Genomic DNA, 24,311 nt, shown 5'->3' on the forward strand with positions numbered 1-24,311 from the left:
GTAGATGCGTCGCTCACGCGGTCGTTGCTGTCAAGAGGAGCATAATTGTGTGAGCTTCATGACCTGAAGAAGCTGCGGTCGCCGAAAATCGCAGCCGTCGGCGCGTCGTCACCACGGCGCTGGGCCGGGCTCGACGTCGAGCACCACGATCGCCGGTACCGTCACCGTATTGTGGTCGGATGGGTCCTCGGGATCGTCCTCGTGTGGGATCACGACCTCGCCCCCGAGCACGATCCGTCCGTCGTCCAGCTTGTGTAGTGTCCGCGCCGCCCGGAGCCCGAGATGATCGAGCGAAGCCGTGCACTCCAGGGCTCCGGTCCAGTCCTGCCGCGCGAGCGACAGGTGACGCAGCGCCCTGTCCTCGACATTGCGGCCCGAGACCACGTGCACCACCGAGGTGTCCACGCCGACCGCCTCGGTGACACGGATGTCGTCGAGCTCGGGCCACTCGACCTCTCCACGCCAGTTCGTCCAGCCGCTATTGTCGTGCGACGTCACGATGCTTCGTGCGACCCGCAGCAGCGGGGGATCGTCTGTGGTCTCTGTGTAGTCGTATCGGCGTCCCCGCTCCTCGGACACCCAGATCGTGCGATCGTCGTCACTTGCGAGCCGAGCGTGGGGGCCGTTGTAGTTGTCGGGGGTCACGTATGCTGTCCAGTTCACGCCGCCGTCGAGACCGCGCAGCGTCAACATCGAGATTGAAGACGAGTCGATTCCCGAGCGGCCGGCGAATACCGCGAGGTTGCCACCGACGCTGACGATCTGCCCGATCCAGTGGAACTCGCGCTCGCCATCGCTGTGAGGGACGAAGTTCGCGTAGCCGGTCTGTCGCCACGCCAGCGCTCCGTTCGCATCGCGTCGCTCGATCAGCGCCGCGCTGTCATAGATGCCGTCGGGGTTAGAGCGATACACGCTGCCCGCGAGGTATAGCTCGCCCGCGCGGGCGAGCGATGACCCGATGTAGATCGGCGCGCCCTCGGCCAGCAGTGGCTCTTCTTTGAGGGTCTGACCATCAGCGTCGAGCGTCAATAATCGACCCGGTTGATCAATGTCGTCGCTGCCGAAGGCGTCTTCACCGGGGACCGTTAGCCAGATTGTCTCGGTCTCGAGATCCTCCGCGACCGTGCCACACCATGACGATGCGGACTGGATCCGCGCGAGCTCCTGCAGCGTGCCTTGCTCGGTCAGGCGCTCGAGCACCAACTCCCAACCTTCGGTGTGGAGCACCAGACCGGTCGGCGTGACCGTACACAAAGTGCCGCTCCCGAGCTCGATCACCGCTTCGTTCGAGACCAGACACGGCTCGGGCTCGGGCTCGCTGCACGCGGCGACCAACGGGATCAGCGCGAGCGCGAGCGGACGCATCGAGGGCATGGCGTGAGTCTCTAGCAAGCCGGGGGCCAACGTGGAGTGGCGATGAGCAGTGGTTTGGTGGGTCTCGGGACGGCGAGATGCCAACCTGGGAGTCACGATCGGCAACCCCGTTGTCTATCGCCAGCGGCGATAGACAACGGCCTCTCCGTGGGCTTGCAGTGTTCGCATGAGGACGCGCCTCGCCGTGCGGACACAGTTCAGTCGAACAGCGGCACGGGGTCGGCGTCGGTCGCTAGCTCGTTGTCGCCGATCGCGTCCACGCCCTCGAGCCCGAGCTGACCGTATGCGTTGGAGCCCCAGCAGTGAACATCCTGATCGTCGAGCAGGACGCAGGTGTGATCGAAGCCCATGGCGATCTGGACCACGGGTGCGGCGAACGAGAGCTTGGCGGCGGATGAGGGAAGTTCGTCGTCGCCGAGGTGTTGGGTCGAGCCGAGGCCGAGCTGGCCTGCGGAATTGGCCCCCCAGCAACCGAGTGCGCCGTCGTCGAACAGCGCGCAGGTCTGATTGTTGCTAGCGGCGACGGTCACGACCGTGCCGGAGACGCCAGCGATCGCCTCGAGGGGACCGACACCATCACCGTGGTTAACCGTGGAGCCGACACCGAGCTTGCCGTAGCTGTTGGATCCCCACCCTCGAATTTGTGCAGAGCCCGAGTTGGGGTGGAGAGCGACCGTGTGACTGCTGCCAGCGGCGACCACCGGGATGACCTCGCCGCCGTACTTCAAGCTGACCGCGCTCGGGAGCTCGTCGTCGCCGATGTTGTTCGTGTTGCCATAACCGAGCCGTCCACTGCTGCCATGCCCCCAGCAGCGGAGCCCCCCTGCGACCATCGAGGCGCACACGTGATGCGCGCCAGCGCGGAGACTCGACACCGCGCCGCCGACTTGCACGAAGCTATTGGCGTTTGAGGCAATCTCGTTGTCACCGATCGGGCTCAGGTTTCCGTGACCCAGCTGCCCGTAGGCGTTGCCCCCCCAGCAGTAGACTCCACCGATGACCGACAGTGCGCAGGTGAAGCTCGACCCGGCGGTCACGGATTGGATCGAGTCGCCGAAGTCGAGGGGGATGAGCGTGTCGATGTCTTCGTTGTCGCCGATGTCTTGGAGATGCCCGAGGCCGAGCTGACCGTCTGTGTTTTGCCCCCAGCACGTCACGGTGCCCGAGGCGAGCACGGCGCAGGTATGGTAGGCGCCGGCCGCGATCGCTGTGGCGGACTGGACGAGCGGGAGCACGCCGTAGACCGCCGGAGCCTCGTTGTCACCGACAGGCTGAACATGGCCATAGCCTAGCTGACCGCGATTGTTGTGGCCCCAGCAGATCACGTCCCCGGCATCGGTCAGGACGCAAGTGTGATTGCCACCCGCGGTGATCTGCACGATGCGGGTCGAGCTGCAGTCGGCTTCGCAGCCGTCGCCGCCACCGACGTTGCCATCGTCACACTGCTCTCCGGTCTCGACTATGCCATTGCCACAAACGGGCATCGGCTCGCATAGACCAGCCTCGCACTGCAGGCCTGGCGCGCAGACCTCACCGATGTCGCAGGGGCAGTCGAGCGTGCCCGGCGGGCAACCCTGCGTCTCATCGGTGTCGGACTCATCGACGGAGTTCGTGTCGGCATCCGTCGTCGTCGAGGATTCGTCGGTGTTACCGGTCTCGAGCACCGACGACTCGCCGCCGTCGCTGGCCGAGATACTCGTGCCGTCACCGTCACTGTCGAGCACCGCAGGGTTGGCAACATAGCCGCAGCTATTCGCGCCGAGGGCGAGTAGGACAAGGCGTGCGCGTGGCATCGTCATGGCTCAATACACCTCGACGACGCCGGCGGTCTCCGGGGTCTCGTTGTCGCCGATGTCTGCCGGAGTGCCGTAGCCGAGCGCGCCCCACGATCCTTCGCCCCAGCAGACGACCTCGTTGTCGTCGCGCAGGGCACAGGTGTGCTGGCGGCCGGCGGTGACCGCCACGGCCGGGCCACCGATCGCCACCGCCCCAGCAGCCTCCGGTGTCTCATTGTCGCCGATGATGTTCGTGTTGCCGTAGCCGAGCTGTCCCGCGGACGCCTGGCCCCAGCACAGGACATCACCGTCTTCGAGGACAGCACAGCTGTGTGCGTCACCAGTGGCTACGGCGATGGGTGTACCGCCAAGAACGACGGAGTTGCCCGGCTGCTCATTGTCGCCAATGTCCTCAGCCTGGCCCGGGTAGCCCAGCCTGCCGGAGGCATGGTGGCCCCAGCAGGAAAGGTGGTTCGTGTCTTTGAAGATGGCGCAGGCGTGCTGCGAGCCGAAGTCGAGCATCAAGGGCGGCTTCGGGATCTGTGCGGGCATTCCAATCGCCTGTGAGATGGGGATTTGGTTCGACAGACTGACCAGGCCGAGCTCGCCATAGCTGTTGTTTCCCCAACAGATCAGTTCATCGTCGTCGCGTAGCGCACAAGCGCTCGAGCTGCCGGCCACGATCATTGAAGACGTGCTACCGACATCAATGACCGCGGCGCTTCCGGGGTGCTCGTCATCACCGAGATGGTTGTTGGTGTCTTCTTGCCCCAAGTGGTAGCCGCCGCTCCCCCAGCAGATCGGGTAGCCGGTGTTGAGAAGGGCGCAGGTGTATGTGTCTCCTGCGTCGATGGCGATCGCCACCTCACCTAGCTGTACTGTCCCAGCGACGACAGGGAGCTCGTCATCGCCAATGTTACTCGTGTTCGCGTAGCCGAGCCGACCCAAGGCGGCCAGCCCCCAGCATGCGACCCCCCCGGTGTCGAGCAAGGCACAAGTGTGCTGGTCTCCAGCGCGGATCGAGATGATGGGGGCGGCGAGCACGATCGCAAGCGCGGACGCGGGGGTCTCTGAGTCGCCGATGAGATTGGTGTTGCCCTGCCCGAGCTGACCGTAATTTCCCCGGCCCCAGCACCGGGCCTCCCCGGAATTGAACAGAGCGCAGGTGTGGTAGCCGCCTGCGCTGATCTCGACGACCTCGGTCGGCTGGCAGTCTGCGTTGCAGCCGTCGCTGTTTGTCACGTTGGCGTCATCGCAACTCTCGCCTGCGCTGATGACTCCGTCACCACACGTCGAAGACACGCACGTCCCCTCGCTGCACATTAGATCGTCCACGCAGGTCTCGTTGAGGGCACAGGCGCAGCCAAGTTCACCGTCACAGCTCATGTCGCCGTCGCCCGTTGTCGTCGCAACGCCCGTCTCGGTGGAGTCACTGTTGGAACCGTCGGTGACACTGTCATCGATTCCGGCGGTGCCGCATGCCAGCATGATCGAAACGAGGAGGGGTAATTTGGTAATCGTAGCTCGGTCGTGCATAGGCGGTTCTCATTGTTCTCGAACAGACAATGTGCTGCTGTGGGCTATGTGACGCAATGCGGGGTTACTCGAGTTTGAGGTGTCCCGACTGTTGCAGCGTTAGCCGCAGCGTTCCTTTGGTCTCGGGGATAGTCACCGTTCCGCCCGACTTCCAGGCTCCGCGGGCACTGTCGCGGTAGCGCGCCCGATAGGTCCCCGGTCGCAGTCGAGCGCGAGCTTGTGTCTTCCCACCCATGCGATCGAGCGAGTAAACTCTGCCGCCAATCTCGATCTCGATCCAAAATACCGTTGGTGCGCTGATCTCGACGGTCACGCGGGCGGGTGGTTGGGGAACGGCGGCGTCCGGCTCGTCGGGCGCGTCGGGCTCGATCGCGGACGGAGCGTCGCGCGGTTTGGGCGGACTCGATGGCGCGAGTGGCTGCGTCGGTGTCGAGGGGGGCGCCTCCGGCGGATGCGGACGTGGCTGTGTTTCCGCGGTCCCGCTAAGGGGGGAGTCTTCTTCTTCGTTTGAGTTGCGTGCAGCCCGTTGCTCGGGCGCGGCGGACGGGGCTCGCTCGGGCGGGTCCTCGGCGTCCGGTGAGTCACCGTGGAGTGCGAACGAGACCAAGCTGATCCCGAACATCATCAGCCCGGTCAGAGGCAGTGCGATACGCAGGGCGAAGGATGAGCTGGCACGAATCGAGCTCTCCGGAGGTGACAACACCTGGGCGAGGACCGAGTGCTCGGTGGTCGCGGACGCGGAGGGGAATCGTGACGATCCACGCGGAGCGAGCGGAGCTGTCGGCAAATTGTGGGGGTTACTCCTCGAGGAGTGAGGGTGGGTATGCGAGATGTGCGAGAGGGTGACCATCTCTTTGCTCGAGCTCGCAGGCGTCGTGAACTGCCGGACGAGATCCTGCAGCTCGAATTTTGCATCCCGATAGCCGGGCCAGGCCGCGAGGTACCCATGGGCCTCGCGCGCTGATTGAATGCGCTCGTCCACGTCGGCCTTCAACAGGCCGCTTCTCAGCGCCTCGAGCTCACTCGGGAGACGCCCCGGCGGGCACGTGAGCGGCGGGATCTCGCCATCGAGGACCATGCCGTAAAGGCGAGCCTCGTCAACGACGCCCGAACGAAAACGCCGGCCGTCGAGTAGCTCGTGGAGGATCGCTCCGACCGCGAACAGATCGATGGTTGGAGCGCGTGTGTCCCCGCGCAATTGTTCGGGCGGCATGTAGCGAAGCTTGCCCTTGACGTGAATACCGCTGGTTTCCTCGGACGCGACGCGGGCGATGCCGAAATCCATCAGCTTGACCTCGCCAGCGACGGAGAGCATGACGTTCTGGGCTGAGACATCGCGGTGGACGATCGTCCGCTGGCAGCCCTCGTGCTCGAATTCGTGCGCGTACGCCAGCGCCTTGAGGATCTCCCCGACGACATAGCCCACCACCGACAGCGTGAGCGTCTCGCCACGCTCACGCAGGGCGCCGCTCAGCTCGTCGAGGTTGCGACCGTCGACCCACTCCATGGCCATGTAGCGAACGCCAGCGTCCTCGCCGACGTCGAACACTTGAACGATGTTGGAGTTGCCCAACAGCATCGACAGCCGGGCCTCGTCGTCGAACATGCGCCGGGAGATCTCGTCATGGGTCCGTTCGGGCGTGAGTAGCTTGACGGCTACAGTCTTGCAGGCGCCGGTCTCATGGGAGCGCCGACCGGCCCAAACCTCCCCCATACCTCCGACGCCCAGGCGGCGGACGAGCGTGTAGGGCCCGACCTGACAGGTCTCATTCACTAAAACTGAATTGTCCATGTCAACATCGCTTGGCGACCGCGGGCGCGGCCGATCCGGACCTCATCGACCGTCAACACGACCCCAGCCGCAACCATTGCGCCAGCGCCGAGACCGATCAGGACCTTGTCTTGGGGATGATTCTCGTGCAGTTGTGGACATGTCTCAGTGTCTCCTCCGAGGGCCTCGCCTCTGCACGTGCCGTTCAGCGCCGCCAGAACGACCCCGCCGATGAGCAGGGCCGCCCCGGCCGAAGCCATGCTGAGTTCAGCCCAGCGCGGGAGCAGGCGAGTCCGCCTATCCTGAGTTGCTCCGGGCACGTCCTCGCCGATTGGCCGCTCGCTGCTCGTGAGGAACGAGCGTCGCGCAGCCATCCCCGGTTCGTGCAGCTCGATCACCAGGTGCTCGGGGCCGCGGTTGGGGTCGCTGAACACAACCCAGACGCGGTAGCGACCGAGGTAGAGCGGAAGCTCGGGATTGCTCGCTCGGGTCTCGTTGATAATGATCTCGCAGCTTTGGCAGGTGATGGCGATCGTCGACGTGCCGGTATTCCGCAGCGCCTGCAGGCGACGCTCGTAGAGCTCGAGCACGACCGGTCCAAAGTTCCCCGCCCCAACCTGGCGGCCCATGGCCGAGCGAATGACCTCGTCCATCGCGGCCTCGGCCTCGACGCTGTCCCCGAGCGCAAGGTGAATGGATACGAGCGCCAGTCTTGCCCGATCGAGGAGCGCGAGGGCGTCCTCATCTCCGATGAGCGCGAGCGCCTGCGTCTCGGCGTTGGTCAATGCCTCGGCGAGACGCTGGGCGGACTCGGCTGTTGGGCCCGCCGAGATGACGGCTTGTTCGAGAACCACGACGTCCCGGCCTTGGTCGGGCCCAGCGGGTCCAAACAGCAACCACAGAGCGAGGCTGAGCGGCGACATCGCGGCCATAGTACGGGTGCGCCTCGCACAGGCGTGACCCTCTGCCCGGCGTCGCCGTAGACGACGTTCGACCTTGGTGTCGAGGCTCAGACTAGGCGGCTAGGTCGCCTGCTCGACGGCGCCAATCCGAACCACGCGAATATCGCCATCCATGGTCAACGTTTCACGAGAATCATGCGTCCGTGTGCTGGGGACCGTCGGACTGCGCTGCGCTCGGAAGCGCCCGCTCGAGCGTCGCCCGCATCGCGGTCAGCTCGTGTTCGAGGCGCCTGACGGTGTCGAGGATCTCATCCTCCTCGGGATCTTCGAGGATGGTGGTCATGAACCCCGCCATGTACCCGAACACGCCAACTCCCGCGAAGATGACGAAGGCCGAGACCATGTGTCCGCCCGGGGTCGTCGGCGTGATGTCGCCATACCCGACGGTGCTCAAGGTCACGAGCGACCACCACAGGGCATCCTCGAGGCCGTTTGTGCTGTCCGGTTCGACGATGCGAAACGCGAGCGCACCGGTCAGCACCAACGCAGCGACGAGCCCGAAGGCACGCACTGCCCTGGCGCTCTTGCCCTTGAAGCGACGCAGGCGCATGGCCACCCGGGCGATTCGAAACAGTCGGAGTAGCCGGATGACCCGCAGGCTCTGGGCGAACGCGGTGAACGGGATCGACGACACGAGGTCGGCGATGTTCTCGGGTCTGCGCAGGTACAGCACGCGGTTGTCTGCCAGCGAAAGCCCGAGCAGCCACTCGCTGAGAAACATCGCGCAGAAGAAATGGTTGATGCTGTCGAAGGTGTCGATGCTCCGGGTTTGCATGGACTCGAGCACCAGGAGGGTGAACATCGGCAGCAACAGGATGTTGTTGGCGTAGCGGAGCCAGCCGAGCACGCGCGTCCAGCGGGATACCTGCTCCCTCGGGCGCTCAGACTCGGCGGTGTCGTCGTCGTTCATGCGGGTGACACTACACCCGCAGGGCTCGCGGAGGGTGCGCGGTCTCGATGGGTCGACGGTCGGCGTCGCGCCACGGTCGAACTCGCGCCCCTCGATCGTCAACCGGGGCACCCCATGGCGTGGCTCAGTGTGCCCGCGCTGCTCAGCCCTCGACGACGAACTCAGCGATCTTCTCACCATCCATCGACCAGACCGTCACGAAGTGCGGCGCGATTCGAACCAGCCGCTGATCATCAACCCACACGAGGTCGCCAGGAAAGCCAAACCCAGGCCGGTGGCGCTTTCCATAATAGTCGGGCAGACCATCGGGGATCGGAGGCGCCGGAGCGGCAAAGGTCGACAAGCTGACGCCGCTGTGTGCGTCAATGATACGAATCTCTTGCTGGTCGAGCAGCAGCGCGAGCCCGTCCCCTCGGGGGGACCAGGCGATGCCCGATGCCTCCGCGATGCTGTGGGAGCCCTGAATCGATCGTGACGCGAGGTCGATGCTCAGGGCCAGCTCGCCCGCGCGGAAGATGTCCACCTTTCGCCCGCTGCGGCCTCCCGTGGCCAGATTATGGACGTAGCTGCTCACGGCCAGCGCCCCTCGTGGCCCCCATGCGAGCTCATCAATGCGCGGTGAGCTCGGCTGCCGGACCCCGTGAACCTTGCCTGTGTCGCCGCAGATAAACAGCAGCTCGTCGGCGGCGGGCGGCGTGGCGAACTTCCGCCGCACAAACCAGCGACCGTCGGGGGACCAGCTGAGCGTGCCGCTGTGCCCGTAGGCGTCGAGGGTCTCTCGATAGACCTCGCGCTCCGCGACTGGATCGTAGGCCGCGACGCCGGTCCCGACGGTCCCGACCACCACGCCGGCCGAGGCGTTCCACTCGATCGCTTGAAACCGAGGGGCGGCGAGCTCGTCGAACTCGAATTGATCGTCGCCCGGCGTGATCTCAAAGAACGCCCCGGTGTCCGCGAACAGGCGCTCGCCGACCCACACATAGCCGACGCCAGAATCGCGGGTGTCGTCGGGGAACGCCCGACCCACCCATGCACCGCGATCGAGCAACGCGATCCCGTTGGTGTCGACGTTGGTGGCCAGGCGGCGGCCGTCGGGGTGCCACCGCAGCAGCCTGGGATCGCTCCAGCCAACAAAGCCCTCGGTCGGGGTGACCGCGCGCAGACGCCCCGACTGAGTGTCAAAGACCAGTATGGCGCCAGTGTCCTCCTCCGTGGCGGTGCACGCCGCCGCGAGCCAAGGTTGCGATGGGTGGATTGCCACGTTCTCGATCAAGCAGCCGCGCGGCCACTTGGCCTCGGCTTGATCCGGCCAGAGGTCGGAGGGCTTTCCAGTAGGACGGGGTTCGGGCTGCACACTCTGGCGATACACAATCCGCCGCGATCAATCCAGCCCGCTTTTACGTTTGCGGTTACGTGAGCCGCTTGGCCGGCGAGACCCGGTCAGCCCGCCGCCGAGGTGATCACGCGGTCGAACATCCGGTCGCTCAGCCACCGCCGCATGAACAGCAGCGGCCGGGCCATGTAGCCGGCGACATAGCGGGTCCGCGGGCGCCGGGCACGAACGGCCTTGGCCACGACCTTGGCGATCACCTCGGGCCCCGAAGCGTTCTCGTAGGTGCCGGTCGTCGCGGTGGCCATGGTGTGGGCGAGCTCCGCGTAGGCGCCCTGGCCCGAGTGCTCGAGCATCGGGCCGCCCATCACGTCGCCGAACTCGGTCTTGATCCCGCCCGGTTCGACGATGACAACCTCGATCCCGAACGGCGCGAGCTCGATCCGCAGGCAGTCGGACCAGCCCTCGAGCGCGTGCTTGGTCGCGTGGTACCAGGCGCCGAGCGGGGTGTAGATCTTGCCGCCCATCGACGACATGTTGATGATCCGGCCCGCGCCCTTGCGGCGCATGTGCGGAAGCACGAGCTGAGTGAGGCGGGCGAGGCCGAACAGGTTGACCTCGAACTGACGTCGGGCGGTCTCGATGTCGATGTCTTCGACGGCGCCGTAGACCGCGTATCCGGCGTTGTTGACGAGCACGTCCACGCCGCCGTGGTCGGCCTCGATCTGGCGGATCGCCGCGACGACCTCGTCGTCTTTGGTGATGTCCATTCCCAGCGGGATCGCCCCGGCCAGCGCGAGGTCGGCCATCTTCTCGACCCGACGGGCCGCGACGTAGACGGTCAGGCCATCGGCGAGGAGCTGGCGAGCGGTGGCCTTGCCGATGCCCGAGGAGGCGCCGGTGACGAGTGCGACAGTGGATGAGGTGGCGAAGCTGGTCATGGTCGTTATACCTGGGAGAAGTGTGGCGAGCGCGGGCCGATTGGCACTCGCCGATGACGCCAAACTGTCAGCTGATCGCGCCAAAGCTGGGCGACAGCCCGCGGTCTCGACTACGATGTTCAGCACCATGGCGAAGGCGTTTCCACTCGAGGCCGGCTGGCCGATCGTGTTCAAGGACCTCGCTGAGCGCTCATGGCGCGCGGTACGCCATCCGAGCCTTCGCCATCCGGGCCTTCGCCAGGTCAGTGGTCGCCGGATCACTTGCTCGCCACGGAGAGCTGGAGCGTCACGCGGAGAGCCGCTCGGAGTCGTTGTTTGGGAGGTCGCATCCGTTGACGAGTCTACGGCCCTGTGCCGGTCATGCGATCGGTCCCTACATGGCCCGGAGTCGCTGCTCGGGCAGCGCCGGATTATCAACCGGGAGACCACCACAGCCCCCGCTCCTGGTGCGAAACGGTAGCGACGATATCGCTTGTCCATGCGCATTCTCCGTGCGAGACTGCGCATCGGTGCTTGCCATGAACTTTCGACGAGCCTTCCCGCTGGCCCTGACTCTGACCTGCGCGTTTGCGTTCACGTCCTGTGGGAACGATAGCGGGACCAGCACCACGAAGGGAGACGGAGGGGACGGGGATGGAGACCCCGGAGACGGCGATCCCGGCGATGGGGATGGCGACCCCGGAGACGGAGACCCCGGAGACGGCGATCCCGGAGACGGAGACCCCGGAGACGGCGACCCTGGCTGTACGCCGGGTGATCTCAACTGCGAGTGCAATGACGGGCTGTGCCTCGGGGACTTAGAGTGTGTCGATGATGTGTGCACGGACCCCAACTGCACTCCTGGCGAGCTTGGCTGCGAATGCAACGGTGGTCTCTGCCTCGGTGACCTCGAGTGCGTCGACAACGTGTGCTCGGAGGCGACCGGGGATGGGGATGGCGACGGGGATGGGGATGGCGACGGAGACCCCGAGTGTCCGAACCCCAACGAGAAGATGTGCGACGGCGAGTGCATCGACGTCATGGCGAACGACGATGACTGCGGGGAATGCGGGAACAGCTGCACGGTCAAAGCCAACAACGTCGGGGCTTGTGTCGATGGGGCGTGCGGCCCAACCTGGTCAAGTTGCCTAACGCAACTAGAAGGGGAAGGCCTCAACTGTGACCAAATTTGTGCGGGCTTTGGAGATACGTGTGTCAAAGGCGGCTGTAATGGCTACACACTTACTTATAACGGGAGCGTCTCAGTGTGCGCAAATGGCGGAGGGGGGAATTTCGCCAATATTAATTGCGATGTCCATTTCAATTGGCTTTCGAGCCGCGCCGCATGTTGCTGCACGCAATGAAGAATCGTACGACGCGCCCTGCTGACGTCCTGAAATCACCCGGTGTGCTCGATGGAGATAATCCGGCCGTCGGGCTCGAGTTCTGCCGCGACTACAGAGTATGCCAATTCGAGATCTCCGATAATTTCGGAGTAGTAGATAGCTATGTTATACGCAGCCGAGTCTTTCGTTGTTGTTTCGCTCACGCCGGCGACCCAGCAATGAGTTCCTGTGTTGGCGATGAGACTAGAGGCATGCTCGAGGGCGCCAATGTCGTCTCCAACTGGTGTCAGTGCAGGCCCAACGACCAGCGAAAAGAGAGCGTCAAACTGCGCCTCCGTTGAACGGTTGCCACTTGCTTGCACCGTCGACCTTCCACCGATATAAACATTCGTTAGGACCATCGACATGGCTCCGAACTTCAAGATTGCATCTGCAAGAAATGTCTCTATCGCATTCGGCTCACCCACTTGCTGAGCCAGCCCGTACGGGTTTCGCGTGACCACCGAGCTTGTATTCGAGTCATACAACGCCGATCCAAGGGTCGACACGAGTATGCTACACGCATGTCCTCCCATGATATCCCAATCGAGGGATGCGACATTGTCCGCGACCAAGACGTTGCCTCCATATATAACGCTGTCTGACCGATCCGTCCAATCGGGCTTCGGCGGTGTGAAGTCTGTCCAGTCTACGTCTAGTGCAAGCCCATAGTCCACAATCTGCACACACGCACCACTCGCAGGTCGCACATACCCACCGCCATTAACCCACTGCAAAGACGCCCCCGCGATCGCATCCCCAGGCACAGGGTTCCCAAAGCTCTCGAAGGTGTTCCCGGTCACGGTGATCGCCCCAAACCCCCGCTGGACCCACAGCGCCCGCCCAAGCGGCTGACTCACCTCATTCCCACGCACGACCAACGCCGAAGCCCCGCGCGCGTTGCTCAGATCCGTCACCGGGGCCGGCATCTTCGGGTGCGCCTGCTCCTCGACCTCCGCTGGGATCGTATAGCCACGCGGCTTCACGATCTCGGCGATGGCGATCCCGCCTCGCAGCCCCACCGTGATCGCCGACGCGCCGACCGGCGTGGGCGGCCCATTGTCGATGATGCGATTGCCTTCGATCGTCGCGTTCTGCGCCGCGATCAACCCAATGCCGCAGACCGGGGTGTAGAGGCTTCCGGTCCCGTTGCGCAGGATCTGGTTGCCACGGATCAACGGGTTGATCGATCCGGCCAGGCACACGCCCCCGACGCAACGATCGTTCTGGAACGCCAGCGAAGACGGCAACGCACTCGTAATCTGCACATTGTCCTCAATGACGTTGCGCGAGATGTCGAGGTCGACCGCCACGATGAACAGCGGCCCGCTCGAGCCTGCGTCCCAGTCGTAGGTGGAGTCGAAGAACTCCATCGACGCGATTCCGCTCAGGCCCATACGGCTGATGAGGTTGTCGTGAATGCGAACCTTCTCGACGGGACCGACGGGGAGCCAGACGTTCTCAGTGTTCGACGAGGTCACGCTGGCACCAACGCTGTATTGCAGCGCGCCCAGGTTGGGGCCGACGAGCCAGTCCGCGCCACCACCCACGGGGTAGTTGTGGGCCTGCCACGCGCTCACGTCCGAGCCGGTGTCACGCGCGAAGGACTCGACCTGGCCAAGCGAGATGCCGTTGCCCCACCCGCCGACGATCTGACAGCCGATGATGTCGACCTCGTGGGTGGCGCTGCGGATCTGCACACCACCCATCGCGCCCAGCTGCAGGCCGTCAAAGACCGGCGCTGCCACCCGTGAATCGAGCAAGCGCAGGCGAGCTCCCGACAGCACGACCGCTGCGGCGATGCTGGACACTCGGTCCATCTCGAAGTGGCAGCGGCGAATCACCACATCCGAGGCACCGCGCACCGCGAGGCACGGGGCGGCGAACTCATACACGGAGTTGACTCCGTTCACGGACCCCGTGCTGAACACTGAGATGTCCTCGACCAGAATATCCTCGCAGACGTCCACGGCCGTGGAGGTCTCGATCATCAGGCCGACGGCGGAGTGGGTCTGGATGCGAAGGTTCTTGACCTGGATCCGCTCGCAGTCGCGGATCGTCAAGACGGAATCATAGAAGAGCTCCTCGTCGCCCGCGATCGGATCCCCAGCGGTGGGAGCGGGACTCTGCAGGATGCTCTTCGGCCCGCAGCCCTCAATGATGATGTTCATGTGGTTCTCGAGCACCACCGAACCAACGTGGATGCCCGGGAGCACGCACAGCGTGCCGCCGTCCGAGATCAGATCGAACGCATCTGCCAAGTCGTTGACCATCCCGAAGCTGTGCTTGCCGTCACCTAGCGTGACGGAGCAGCAGCCGCCTTCGCAGAGGCGACGCAACCGCGTTCGACAGTCGGTGACGATCGATGTTGTCTCAACACCGACAGTCCAGTCGATCATGGCGAGCGGCGCATAGAAACGCCGGGGGCCATGGGGTGGGACGGCATCGCTGGCAAGGTCCCACGGGACCACCGCGTCGGGCGTGCTGGGGCGCGCAGCGATGATCCAGTAGTCGCCAGGGATACCGCGCTGCGTGAGCGTGACGTTGAGCCCAGTGGTGCCAAGCGTGACGTCTGGGATTGGATCCGGTGCCTCGCCGAGGTCGATCTCGGCGGGGTGGCTCTCGTCGACCAGTTCCGAGCCACGGTTCCACACTCGTAGATACAGATACTTCTCCTCCCCTTCGGGATCGCTGTCATTGTCGTACTCGTCATGCGCCGCCAGCCAATCCGTCCAGCTCGCGTCGAGTGCATCGCTGATGACGAGCAGCTTGGTCTGCGGGTCGTAGGTCGTCGCAACCGTGGTAATCACCCCCTGTTGCTCGGCGACCTTCTCCATGTTGGGGAGCAGCGCGCCCCAAGGCAGGATCTCTACCACTTGTCCCGCTCGGGGCATGGATGGCAGATCAGCAGGCTCGGTGAGGAAGGTGAGTTGGTCCAGATTTTCTGAGTCGGGGATGACTCGGTAGATCTTGGACGCGTTGTCGAAGCCCCATACCAGCTTGTTGCCTGGCCTCAGTTCGACTCGGATAGCCTGGTTCTCCGCGCCGACGTAGCCGGTGCTCGTTGGGTTGGCACACAGGTCCTCCTTCTTGTCGGACGCGATGAAAAACACCTGAAGCCGCGCGCCACTGTGGAGTTCGCTGTTCTCCACGTCAAACGCAGAATCCGCGTACGTCGCTGTCAACTCAGTGATCAGCTCGTCAAACGCACCCGCGCAGTCGTCGGCGACCAGACCGGTCTTGACGTCAAATTGCCGCATGCGCTTGATACGGACAGAGGTGGTGCGATCCCCGAGGGCGACCTCTCGCAGCTCGCTGTCCTCGATCGCGGTCACGGGTTGCTCCCAGGCGCGGACGAACACCAGATCTGTGCGGCCATCCACGGGCTCCGCTGGGAGATACCCATTGAGGCCGTCAATCTGTAGCCAGTCACTCTGACGCAAGAGCGTCTGCGCAGGATCGGGAGCGGGCACGGCGTCAACCGCGAAGCGCAGCCCGCCAATGTAATAGCTTCCCGCCGCCAAGGTGAAGTCGTAGGCGTCATCGACCACGCTCGACACCAACATGCCGTCGTTTGGCGTGCCTCGAGTGCAGACAATGTCGACCAGCGACGCGCGCAGGTCCTCGGCTTCGATCATCGAGGCTTCGTTGAAGTCGGCGTCGGTGATGACGCGGCCCTGCTGCATCTGCGCGCTCGCGTAGTGCTTGTTTGGTTGATGGAGGAAGCGCGAAATGTCTTGTGTGGCCATGGTCAGTCTCTGTTGGAGCTTGGTTTGGGATGGTTCGCTGGCGAGTCCGCAAGGCGCACTAGATGATGCACACTCGCTGTTTAGCGCCGAAAATGGTGTCGTTACCTGTGCTGGGGCACCCCATCACAACCTCGTAGACCGATACATTGTCCGTGTTGATGATGCTCGGTGGCCCACCGCCGGGATTTGGTGCGACCATGCAGTGCGAGCCCACGTTCATCATCGTCAGCGAGGCATGGTTCGTCTTCGTGAGGTCGATGTCTGGATCACTCTCACCAAAAGCCGCTGCGTGGGCGCCGAGGTAGGAGAACATGCAGTCAAAGCGCCGCTCTTCAAAGCGGTTGCCGGTTGCCTGCACCGTGGACGATGCACCTGCCCAACAGTTGACGAAGAGATAGGACATCCCCTCTGGCGGTGGCTCAGCGGCGGCGTCAACCGGAAAGGTTATGTCGCTAGGCTCATCTTCATCTCCTCCAGGATCGATTGGGATATGGGTGCTGTTCATGTTCACGGACATGACGTTGTTGGTGACCTTCACCGTGTCCAGGCTCGAGAGCAGCACCGAGCATGCGTAGCCATCTTCCCAGTGCCAGTTCAAGGAGACCTCGTTCGAGTCGAACTCGATCGGGCCGCCCTCGAAGCGAACGGGAGGATCGGTGTCGCCGAATGTTATTCCTGGAAGTATGCCTGTGCCGTAGTCCACCAGTGGGCTGCTCGCGTACCCGCGAATCTCGACGCAGGCGCCCTGCGCCGTGAATATCAGGGGAGGCGGGTTCGCGGCTGTATAGCAGATCTCGGAGTTCTCGACACCGACACTCGTGACCGGGTCGCCGAGACCATGCAAACAGTTTTCTTGCACCACGATCGGCCCAAACCCCGACAGCACCCACACCACCTTGCCAACGCGTTGGCTTATCTCATTCTTGCGCACGGTGAGCGCCACGTTGTTGCTGTAGAGCGTAAAGTCCGGCACATCGACGGTGACGCCGGGGATCGCGTCCAAAAAGGTATAGCCGCGAGTTCCAACGACCTCAGCGAACGCGATGCCGCCGCGAAGTCCGACGTGGGTGATCTCGGTGTCGACCGTGTCGTGAGCGATGCCGTTGTCGGCGATCACGTTGTCGTGGAGAACGACGCCTTGTCCGGTGACCACACCGACGCCGACGGTCGGGGTGTCATAGTCAACGCCGTTGTTGATGATCCGGTTTTCGTGGACCAGGAGGTTGATCACGGCCGCCAGGCACACGCCGCCAACACAAGCGTCAAAGCGATTGAGACTCGTGAGGCCCAGGCTGTCGACCTGCATGTTGCCCACGATCTCATTGCGATGAATCTCGATGTCGATCGCAACGATGAAGCGCACTCGTCCGGGATCCTGAGTGTTGACGAAGCCTCCAGTGGAAATTCCGGACAAGCCCTTGTCGAAGATTCGATTGTCGCGGATGCAGACACCGATGACCGGGCCGCCCGGTGTCCAGTACTCGTCGCTCTGGGTCGTCACGGGCAACAGGCCTGGTTGGTACTGTCGCAGGTTGCTGATGGCGTCTCCAAGCGTGCGGTCGAGGTTCGCCCAGCTCGTCTCGGCATCCAGGGTCAGGTAGGGACCGGGACCGGACACGTCCACGTTGATCAGGTGACCCAGCGAGATGCCGTGTCCCCAGCCTCCGCGGATCAGGTTGTCGGTGATCTCGACATGCTGCGAATAGCTGAGGATCTGAAGCCCACCCATTGACTGCGCGACCCCAATGGGTCCAGCCTCGATGTGGTTTCCAATGATCCTGATGTCGGAACCGCCAAGGACGATCGCAGGGACGTAGTTGAGGTTGTCGTCGACGTCGACTCGGCAGTTCTCAATCGTAATGCGCTTGCCGCCGAGCCCAAGGATCGCGGACCGCGAGAGAGCAAAGGCCACAATGCCCACCCACTGACCAATCGCGTGGAACCGAATGCCTTGTATGTGGATATTGCGATTGACCGCAATCTCGTTGCTCAGCTTGATCCCAACCGCCGAGGTCGCGCGTACGACGAAGTCTTTCAGGACGATGTTCTCGCAGTCGACGAGTTCGATGACCGGGTCGCCTTGCGCAGCCAAGCTGGCGCCCAGCGCGACCGGTGTGTCGGTCACGATCTGGCTCTCCAGCGAGCACCCGCTGATGGTGATGTTCTTGACGGACTCGAGCCGGATCTCACCCACATGCAGTCCAGGCAACAGGTGAATCCGACCTCCCGCGGCGGGCAGGAGCGCGAGCGCATCGTCGATCGAGTCGACCATGCCGTGGCTGACGATCCCATCGCCCACCAAAATGGTCCCGCAGCCGCAGCAGAGCCGTTGCAGTCGGCGGCGCGCGTCGAGGATGTTGGCCCGAACCGGCCCCCATACGGCCCAGTCGTCGAGCTGAGGGTTCAGTTGCAGCGCCGCGATCTCGCTGGGCTCGAACTCGTCCTTTTGGGGCCCGGTCATGTAGCGAAGCGGAGCTTCCCAACAGATGACCGCCAGCGGTGCGTAGTAGCGGTGCGGGCCATGGGGGGCCTGACTGGTCAGCAGCTCCCAGGGCACGACTTGCTCGGGGGTCGCCCGACGGGCGGCGATAATCCAGTAATCACCAACCTGCCCGGCACCAGTGAGCTGTACTTGCAGCCCCGTGTTGCCCAGCGGCACCGGGACGTTGGCAATGTCGAGCAGGATGTCGCTCTCGAGATCTCCGCCGCGGCTCCACAAGCGCATGTACACATGGCTGGGGCTGGTCGTGTCGACGCCGCTGAACTCCCCGCGTTGCTGGGTCTGCCAGGTGACAAATGAAGTCGTCGGCGCCTCGCTGAGGACCAGCTGACCGGTCGCCGGATCATAGCTCTTGGCGACTCGGATCAGCTCACCCGTCATCTCTGCGGCGGTCTCCCCGTGCGGCAGCTTTGAGCCCCAGGGGATGAGCTCGATGATCTGTCCGGCCTTGGGCTGCAGCCGCTTGTCACGAGGTCGATTGAGCAAGGTGACAATCTTCCCGCCGACACCTATGGACACGCGATAGAGCGGCGCGGCGTTGCCCATGCCCCAGACAATCGAGGTCGCGCCGCGCAGCTCGACGCGGATCGCCCGGTCCTCGTGACCGATGTACCCGCTTGGCGGGGTGGGCCCGCACGGCTGCTCGCCGGGCTCGGTGATCGGGGTGACGGTGAGCCGTGCCGCGGACGCGAACTCGAGGGTGCCACCCTGAAACACGCCCGTACCGGTAGCCTCGAGGTTGGCCTGGAGCTGCTCGAAGGCCGCGGGCGGATCGCCCACGCCGATGTCTGCTGCGACATGGATCCGCCGCATACGGCGAATTCGCACGCTGGTGTCGGGACCGCCGAGGGCTCGCTCGCGCAGCTCGGCATCCTCGACGGCGGTGACGGGTTGCTCCCACGCCTCGAGGTAGACCAGATCATAGCGAGCGGGTGTGCCCACGACCTCGGGGCTAATCACGCCCGTGGGCACGAGCGCGCTCGCGCTTGGTCGACTCGGTGGTAAGTGACTTTGACTGTGCCCAACTCGCAGCCAGTCCAGCTGACCGAGGAAGGTCTCGTGAGGCTCGTCGATCTGAAAGCGCAACCCTCCGGCGTACAGGGTGCCCGCGCGCAGCGTGAAGTCGTACGTGCTAAAGATGCTGCTATCGGCGAAGGAGAGCACGATGTCGCTGGTGACGTCCGTGACCGAGAACCCCGCGTTGCTGCTGCCGTGGGCGCACATCAGCTCGGCGAGGGTCCGGCGAAGGTCCTCGGCCTCGAGCTGGACACCCTCGTTCCAGTCGGAGTCAGCGAAGCTACGACCCTGCTGCATGCGGGCCGAGACGTAGTGCTTGGTTGGGATCGCGAGGTGCCGCGTTGTGTCGAGGTTGGCCATGGCTGCTCTCTCAGTTCTCGGTCACCAGTTGCATGATCAGGTCAAAAGGCATGAACTCGCCAAACTTGGCCCGAAGGTCAGCGCGCTTGATATCGTCGAATAGGTGGTTCCAGACGCCCATCTCACAGTGGTTCTCGGCCCCGGTCTGGATCTCGGCGGGCGCGAGCTCGGTCAAGCGAAGCAGGTTCGAGTCTCCAAACCGGGCGGACTCAAACCACACGGGGTCAAACTGTGAGAAGAGGTAGGATTCGTACGGGTGCGGCCATCCCCCCTGTACACCGGCGCTGAAGCGAAAACAACCATGCTGGCGGTCGGTGATGATCCCAGCCCCGGTGATCAGGCTGTCTGACGCGTAGATGCGATTCGCGGTGACGCCCCCGATGACCGTCGAGCGCTCCATGTGGATCTCGCCGAGCTTGATGTCGATCGCCTGGATAACGGCAGGATCGGTGGCCAGGACGATCGAGTCCCGAATGGTGAGCTTGCCGACAGCGCAGCCGTCAACCTCCTCGCTGGTCCCGACAATCGGACCGACGATCGAGCGGTCGATGATCAGCTCCTCGATGAATCCGGCGATCTCGAGGGTCACGTACTGGATGGCCTTGGTCAGACCCTCGTCGTCGGGCACGAGCTCGCCGCCAGGGTCCAGGGTACAGTGGCTGATCTCGACGCGGTCCCAGGTGCCGGACAGGATCAAGCGTCCCTCGACCGCCGTGACCGGTGCGAGCGTCGTGTCGACGCTGCTGTCCTCGAGGCCGATCCACAGACCCTCGAGCACCAGGCAGCGCAGGTCCGTGGGCAACAGCTTGGTCGCGGCGTTGATTGTCCAACTCGTGAGTTCGCCAGCGGTGTCGTTGGAATAGAGCAGGTAGGAGCGCGTGAGGTTCTTGGCCTGCAGCCGGTAGTCTTCGACCTCCGTCAGGTCAGACGCGAGGTCGACCTCGAAGGTCTTGTTGTTGACCAGCTCTTCGACGCCGTTGGTCGGATCGAGGAGCACGGTCACGCGCCCTACATCGTCGCCACCGTCATCGAGCGGCGTCACGCCGCTGAGCTCGATGGACTCACGCCGATCGTAGGTGCCGGCCCCAACCTCGCCAGGGAAGCCATAGTGAAGGACCGGCGCGATCATGTTGGCGCTGTCGGTGCTCTGGCTGATGACCGTTCCGCGGGCAGGATCGACGATCAGCGCGTGGCCTGGATGGCTGACATCGAATACGCGGGCGAAGTCCCAGTTCGTGCCCCACTCGTCGAGGTTGCCGACCTGGATCATCTCGCGGGTCAGTGACAGGGGCGTCTGTGCGTTGTCGGTGTTGATGTTCAGGGCCAGCGCTTGGTTCTCGCCATAGAGCTGGCTGCGGCCACAGTCCGAGATCATGACCGTCCGCATGAAGAGGTCGGCGTCGGGGATCGTCACCGCGCCGCCAAGCGCGTCGATGAGATGCACGAGATCGCCAAAACTGGAGATCCGGTAGTTGGCGTACTTCTGGAGCACCGCGATGGTTGGGTCACCGACGCCGCCCGCAGCGAGCGCGGCGAGCTCATCGTCGCCCCACTCGAACTCACTGTGGTCGAGGAGCCGGCGGTCGATCGCCTTGGGCATCTGCCACTCGCGCATGCGGGTCCAGCTATCGGCGGTTGGGCGATCCGCGGGCTGGAACAGAGCGACGGCGCGGCCCGAGGGATCGAGCGCGTACTGCCAGGCCTCGAGCTCCGGGGTGGGAGTGTCACCGATCTGCACGACCGTGGGATAAGTGACCTTGAACGCGCGGGCCCGATAGAGGTGGACATTGACCCGGGGGATACCAACGCGCCCCGACTTGCCCAGGTACCGACGAAAGTCCGGAGTGTGATTGAGCTCTTCGAAGGCGCTCCAGCCCAGCGCGGGGATTCGTGGGCTGCGAAGATCAGCCCAACCACCCCGGGGCGTACGAGTGAACATGCCACGCGCCGTGTCGGGTCCGGGCTCGAGCAGATGGTAGGTCCGGCCGAGCCGCCTTCGGGTCTCGAGGTGGGCCCCGGCCCAGCCAGTGATGTCGGTGATCAGGCTCTCGAGCACGCGCGGCGTGCCTTTGCGGCGGCGGTAGTAGATCGTCCGCGCCACGTCGACGCGCCGCGCCCTGCGGTTGAGCGCGTGGACCATGCGAGTGGCCACAATCTCGCCAAGCGCCTCGAGGGCGTCGTCGTCGGCGAGCTCGACAAAGAAGTTTTCCCAGATTCGGTCGAGGCTGCGGCGCAGGTCGGCCGACTGCGCGCCCATGGACTCGACGATCTCGCGCAGGGTGCCAGGTGTCGGAGTGTTGGCGTCCTGCTCGTGGTAGAGGCCGGGAATCCAGTTCCACAGCTTCTCGGTGTAGTACTCGTCAAACCCGTCTTGGGCGACGAGGGCGGTGGTCTCTGCTTCGGTCGGCATGCTTGGTACCTCAGGTCGGGGACAGCGTCGTGATTGTGTATGGACCGGACTTGGTGATGGCCAAGTAGTGGCCCTCGGGGACCGGGACGGCGGCCGGCATTTGCTCGCCGCCGTAGCTCAAGCCCCGAACCGCGAGGACGCCTTCGATCTCATGGATGGCTGCGTAGAGCTGGCTGCGGAACAGCGACCTTGCGATCGGTGCGTTGCGCGGCGCGAGCAGGCCCTTGTCTGAGTCATAGAGGCGCTCGTCGACGGCGGCCTCGACCTGATCGGGGAGATAGTCCGGATCGAACTCGAGATCGACGAACAGCGGGCCACCCCAGGACGCGGCCTTCTCCACACGCACGAGCGTGCCCGGCTCACAGCGAGCCTCCAGGTAGGCCTGTAGATCAGGGGACGGATCGCCGGGACCCGGGGCGACGATCCAGACCTTGGCAACTGCATCCTCGCGGACCGGATCCCAGGCCCACTCGGCCTTGGCCTGCAGCACGCCGCCGAAGCGCGCGGCTTCGACCTCGAAGTCTGGGAGTGAGACCAGCCTTCCGAGCACGCGCGTGCTCTGGATCGCCTGCTCACGGGCCTGCTCGGGGGTCGGTGGATCTTCGCCACCGGTCGCCGGCAGCGGGTTGGTCACCGACTTCACGCCCTTGATCGGCTTGACCAGGCGATTGATCGTCTTGGCATCGACGTTACCGCCCACGCCAAAGCGGTAGGTGGCGATGACGTTGCCGGGGCCGGTGGGCAGCCGGAGACCAAGCTCGCCGTCGCCAAAGATGATCTGGGTGTTGTGGTCTTTGTCGTGCTTGACGACGTAGATCTCATCGGTGGCGGTGGCACCATAGAAGGATTGCGCCTGCCGCCACTTGATGCCGTTGACCCAGACAGCGAGCTCGGCGCGGCGCCCGTTGGGGGCGTAGGGATCGGTGACGTAGGTGAGCGGGGACTTGGCGAGGGTGAAGCTCTGCCAGCTCTGGGTCGCGTCGCCATCGCCGAGGAGCTCACGCGCGACAGTCTGGCCCCGGGTGACCTTGGTCAGGCCCCAGTGGAAGGTGATCGGCTTGACCAGTTCGCCCGAGAAGCCGTCGGTCGTGATCGCGGTGATGTTGACCTTGGTGGTGCTGCCGCTGTTGTAGAGGTGCCCCTTGGCCGAGAGGGCCGTGCCCTCGGCATCCTCGATGATGATGTCGGCGTTCGTGAGCGGGAGCCTGTTGGGGGTGGTGGCGGTGATCGGGCGGGGCTTGTTGAGGATGTCGGTGAGCTTGACCGTCGCGGTGGGGATACGCTCGAGGACGCCGGCCTTCCGGGCGTTGAACCATATGCGGATCTTGGCCTTGTCGCTTCCGTATCCAATCTTGGCGGCCGGCGAGAATATGAGCGTTGTTATTGGAACGTTGATCGGTGGCGAACTGTTATCCGAGATATCCCGCTTTTCAACTGTGGCCATGGTTACGACCGATGGCATTAGAATGTTGCCCTGCTCGACGAGTATCACGTCGCCCCTCACGATGTGAGAATAGACGCCGTCAAGATAAGTCTTGGTCTCATCTTTGGCTTGTCCTTGATAAAAATAGGACGATAGGCCGGACAGCTTTTCGAGACCCGCCGTAGATGCCATTGCAAGAATGGGCCAGCTTTTCTTAGTGCTTGTTGAGTCACCGAGTTCGTTGATGCTCGGTCCAGTGTGATAGTCGCCCTTGTTCTCCAGTTTTCCGATCACCGTCGCCTGCAGTGTTTTTGCGGAGTAATGTACAAAGGCACGGAAATCCTCTGCCAGTGAGGAAGTCGAAGAGGGGACTCCTAGTTCAGCACTGAGGACGTCCGCCCCCGTCCATACTCCGCGTTCACTTGGATGGAGGTCGCCCTCGAAGACGGCCTGACTCGAGGAGGCAGCGACGGTACCAGAGAGGCCGTGGACATTCGTCGCCACCAAGGCTTGAGTGAAGCCCGAGATCCCTGTGCCCGAGATATTTTCAGCGTGCGGTGGCTCACGCTCCTCGTGGCAGGCTATTGTTGCGCCCATCAGGGCTGCGAACGTTTCAGTGAGTTCTAACTGTCGCATGGTCGGTGTCATTGAGGGGGGAAGCGCGAAATGCTAGCCTGCACGGTATGTCGGACCGTCGTCACTCTCCATCGATACTCTTGTTGCTCTCGCTCGCACTCATGAACTGTGGCGGCACAGATCCTGTGGGCAGTGAAAGTTGTAATGTCGGAGAGTTGGATTGCGGGTGTAATATGGGGCAATGTCTCGCGGGACTAGCTTGTCAGGGCGATGTTTGCGTCGCGGGAGAGACAGATGGGGATGGGGATGGGGA

Annotated in this window: 13 protein-coding genes and 1 pseudogene; 1 reads left to right on the forward strand and 13 read right to left on the reverse strand. The window is 64.0% G+C overall.

Going from position 1 to position 24,311, the window contains the following annotated elements; all coding sequences use genetic code 11:
* Positions 1–108 precede the first annotated feature (108 nt).
* The 8 genes from ENSA7_RS27390 to ENSA7_RS27425 form a co-directional block, all read right to left on the reverse strand.
* The gene (locus ENSA7_RS27390; RefSeq protein ID WP_106092309.1) at positions 109–1,374 is read right to left on the reverse strand and encodes a hypothetical protein; all 1,266 of its coding nucleotides are present in this window, start codon (positions 1,372–1,374) and stop codon (positions 109–111) included.
* Positions 1,375–1,571: 197 nt separating this feature from the next.
* Complete coding sequence (locus tag ENSA7_RS27395; RefSeq protein ID WP_181234164.1) at positions 1,572–3,098, reverse strand: RCC1 domain-containing protein; 1,527 nt, start codon at positions 3,096–3,098, stop codon at positions 1,572–1,574.
* A 78-nt stretch (positions 3,099–3,176) separates the two neighbouring features.
* The gene (locus ENSA7_RS27400) at positions 3,177–4,685 is read right to left on the reverse strand and encodes an RCC1 domain-containing protein (RefSeq protein WP_106092311.1); all 1,509 of its coding nucleotides are present in this window, start codon (positions 4,683–4,685) and stop codon (positions 3,177–3,179) included.
* A 64-nt stretch (positions 4,686–4,749) separates the two neighbouring features.
* A complete protein-coding gene (locus ENSA7_RS27405; protein ID WP_181234165.1) occupies positions 4,750–6,459 on the reverse strand; it encodes a serine/threonine-protein kinase in 1,710 nt (569 codons plus the stop codon).
* Positions 6,459–7,379: a hypothetical protein gene (locus ENSA7_RS27410; protein WP_146158189.1), complete on the reverse strand. Its 921-nt coding sequence runs from the start codon at positions 7,377–7,379 to the stop codon at positions 6,459–6,461. Before ENSA7_RS27410 ends, ENSA7_RS27405 begins: the two co-directional genes overlap by 1 nt.
* 172 nt (positions 7,380–7,551) lie before the next feature.
* A complete protein-coding gene (locus ENSA7_RS27415) occupies positions 7,552–8,328 on the reverse strand; it encodes a potassium channel family protein (protein WP_181234166.1) in 777 nt (258 codons plus the stop codon).
* Positions 8,329–8,470: 142 nt separating this feature from the next.
* A complete protein-coding gene (locus ENSA7_RS27420) occupies positions 8,471–9,589 on the reverse strand; it encodes a PD40 domain-containing protein (protein WP_181234167.1) in 1,119 nt (372 codons plus the stop codon).
* Positions 9,590–9,768: 179 nt separating this feature from the next.
* Complete coding sequence (locus ENSA7_RS27425; RefSeq protein ID WP_106092316.1) at positions 9,769–10,599, reverse strand: oxidoreductase; 831 nt, start codon at positions 10,597–10,599, stop codon at positions 9,769–9,771.
* Positions 10,600–11,117: 518 nt separating this feature from the next.
* Here ENSA7_RS27425 and ENSA7_RS27430 point away from each other — a divergent pair.
* Positions 11,118–11,942 (forward strand): hypothetical protein, encoded by an 825-nt coding sequence (locus ENSA7_RS27430; RefSeq protein ID WP_106092317.1) that lies wholly within the window; start codon positions 11,118–11,120, stop codon positions 11,940–11,942.
* 35 nt (positions 11,943–11,977) lie between these two features.
* Here the strand turns inward: ENSA7_RS27430 and ENSA7_RS27435 are convergent, their stop codons facing one another.
* The 5 genes and pseudogenes from ENSA7_RS27435 to ENSA7_RS27450 form a co-directional block, all read right to left on the reverse strand.
* The gene (locus tag ENSA7_RS27435) at positions 11,978–15,712 is read right to left on the reverse strand and encodes a DUF6519 domain-containing protein (protein WP_106092318.1); all 3,735 of its coding nucleotides are present in this window, start codon (positions 15,710–15,712) and stop codon (positions 11,978–11,980) included.
* A 58-nt stretch (positions 15,713–15,770) separates the two neighbouring features.
* Positions 15,771–18,758 (reverse strand): right-handed parallel beta-helix repeat-containing protein, encoded by a 2,988-nt coding sequence (locus ENSA7_RS27440; protein ID WP_146158191.1) that lies wholly within the window; start codon positions 18,756–18,758, stop codon positions 15,771–15,773.
* A gap of 327 nt (positions 18,759–19,085) precedes the next feature.
* Positions 19,086–19,589, reverse strand: a pseudogene (locus ENSA7_RS46185) (DUF6519 domain-containing protein); the annotation flags it as partial.
* A gap of 10 nt (positions 19,590–19,599) precedes the next feature.
* Complete coding sequence (locus ENSA7_RS27445) at positions 19,600–21,999, reverse strand: hypothetical protein (RefSeq protein ID WP_106092320.1); 2,400 nt, start codon at positions 21,997–21,999, stop codon at positions 19,600–19,602.
* 10 nt (positions 22,000–22,009) lie between these two features.
* Positions 22,010–24,058: a baseplate J/gp47 family protein gene (locus ENSA7_RS27450; protein WP_146158193.1), complete on the reverse strand. Its 2,049-nt coding sequence runs from the start codon at positions 24,056–24,058 to the stop codon at positions 22,010–22,012.
* Positions 24,059–24,311 lie beyond the last annotated feature (253 nt).

This window comes from Enhygromyxa salina (genome assembly GCF_002994635.1).
Lineage (GTDB): Bacteria > Myxococcota_A > Polyangia > Nannocystales > Nannocystaceae > Plesiocystis > Plesiocystis salina_B.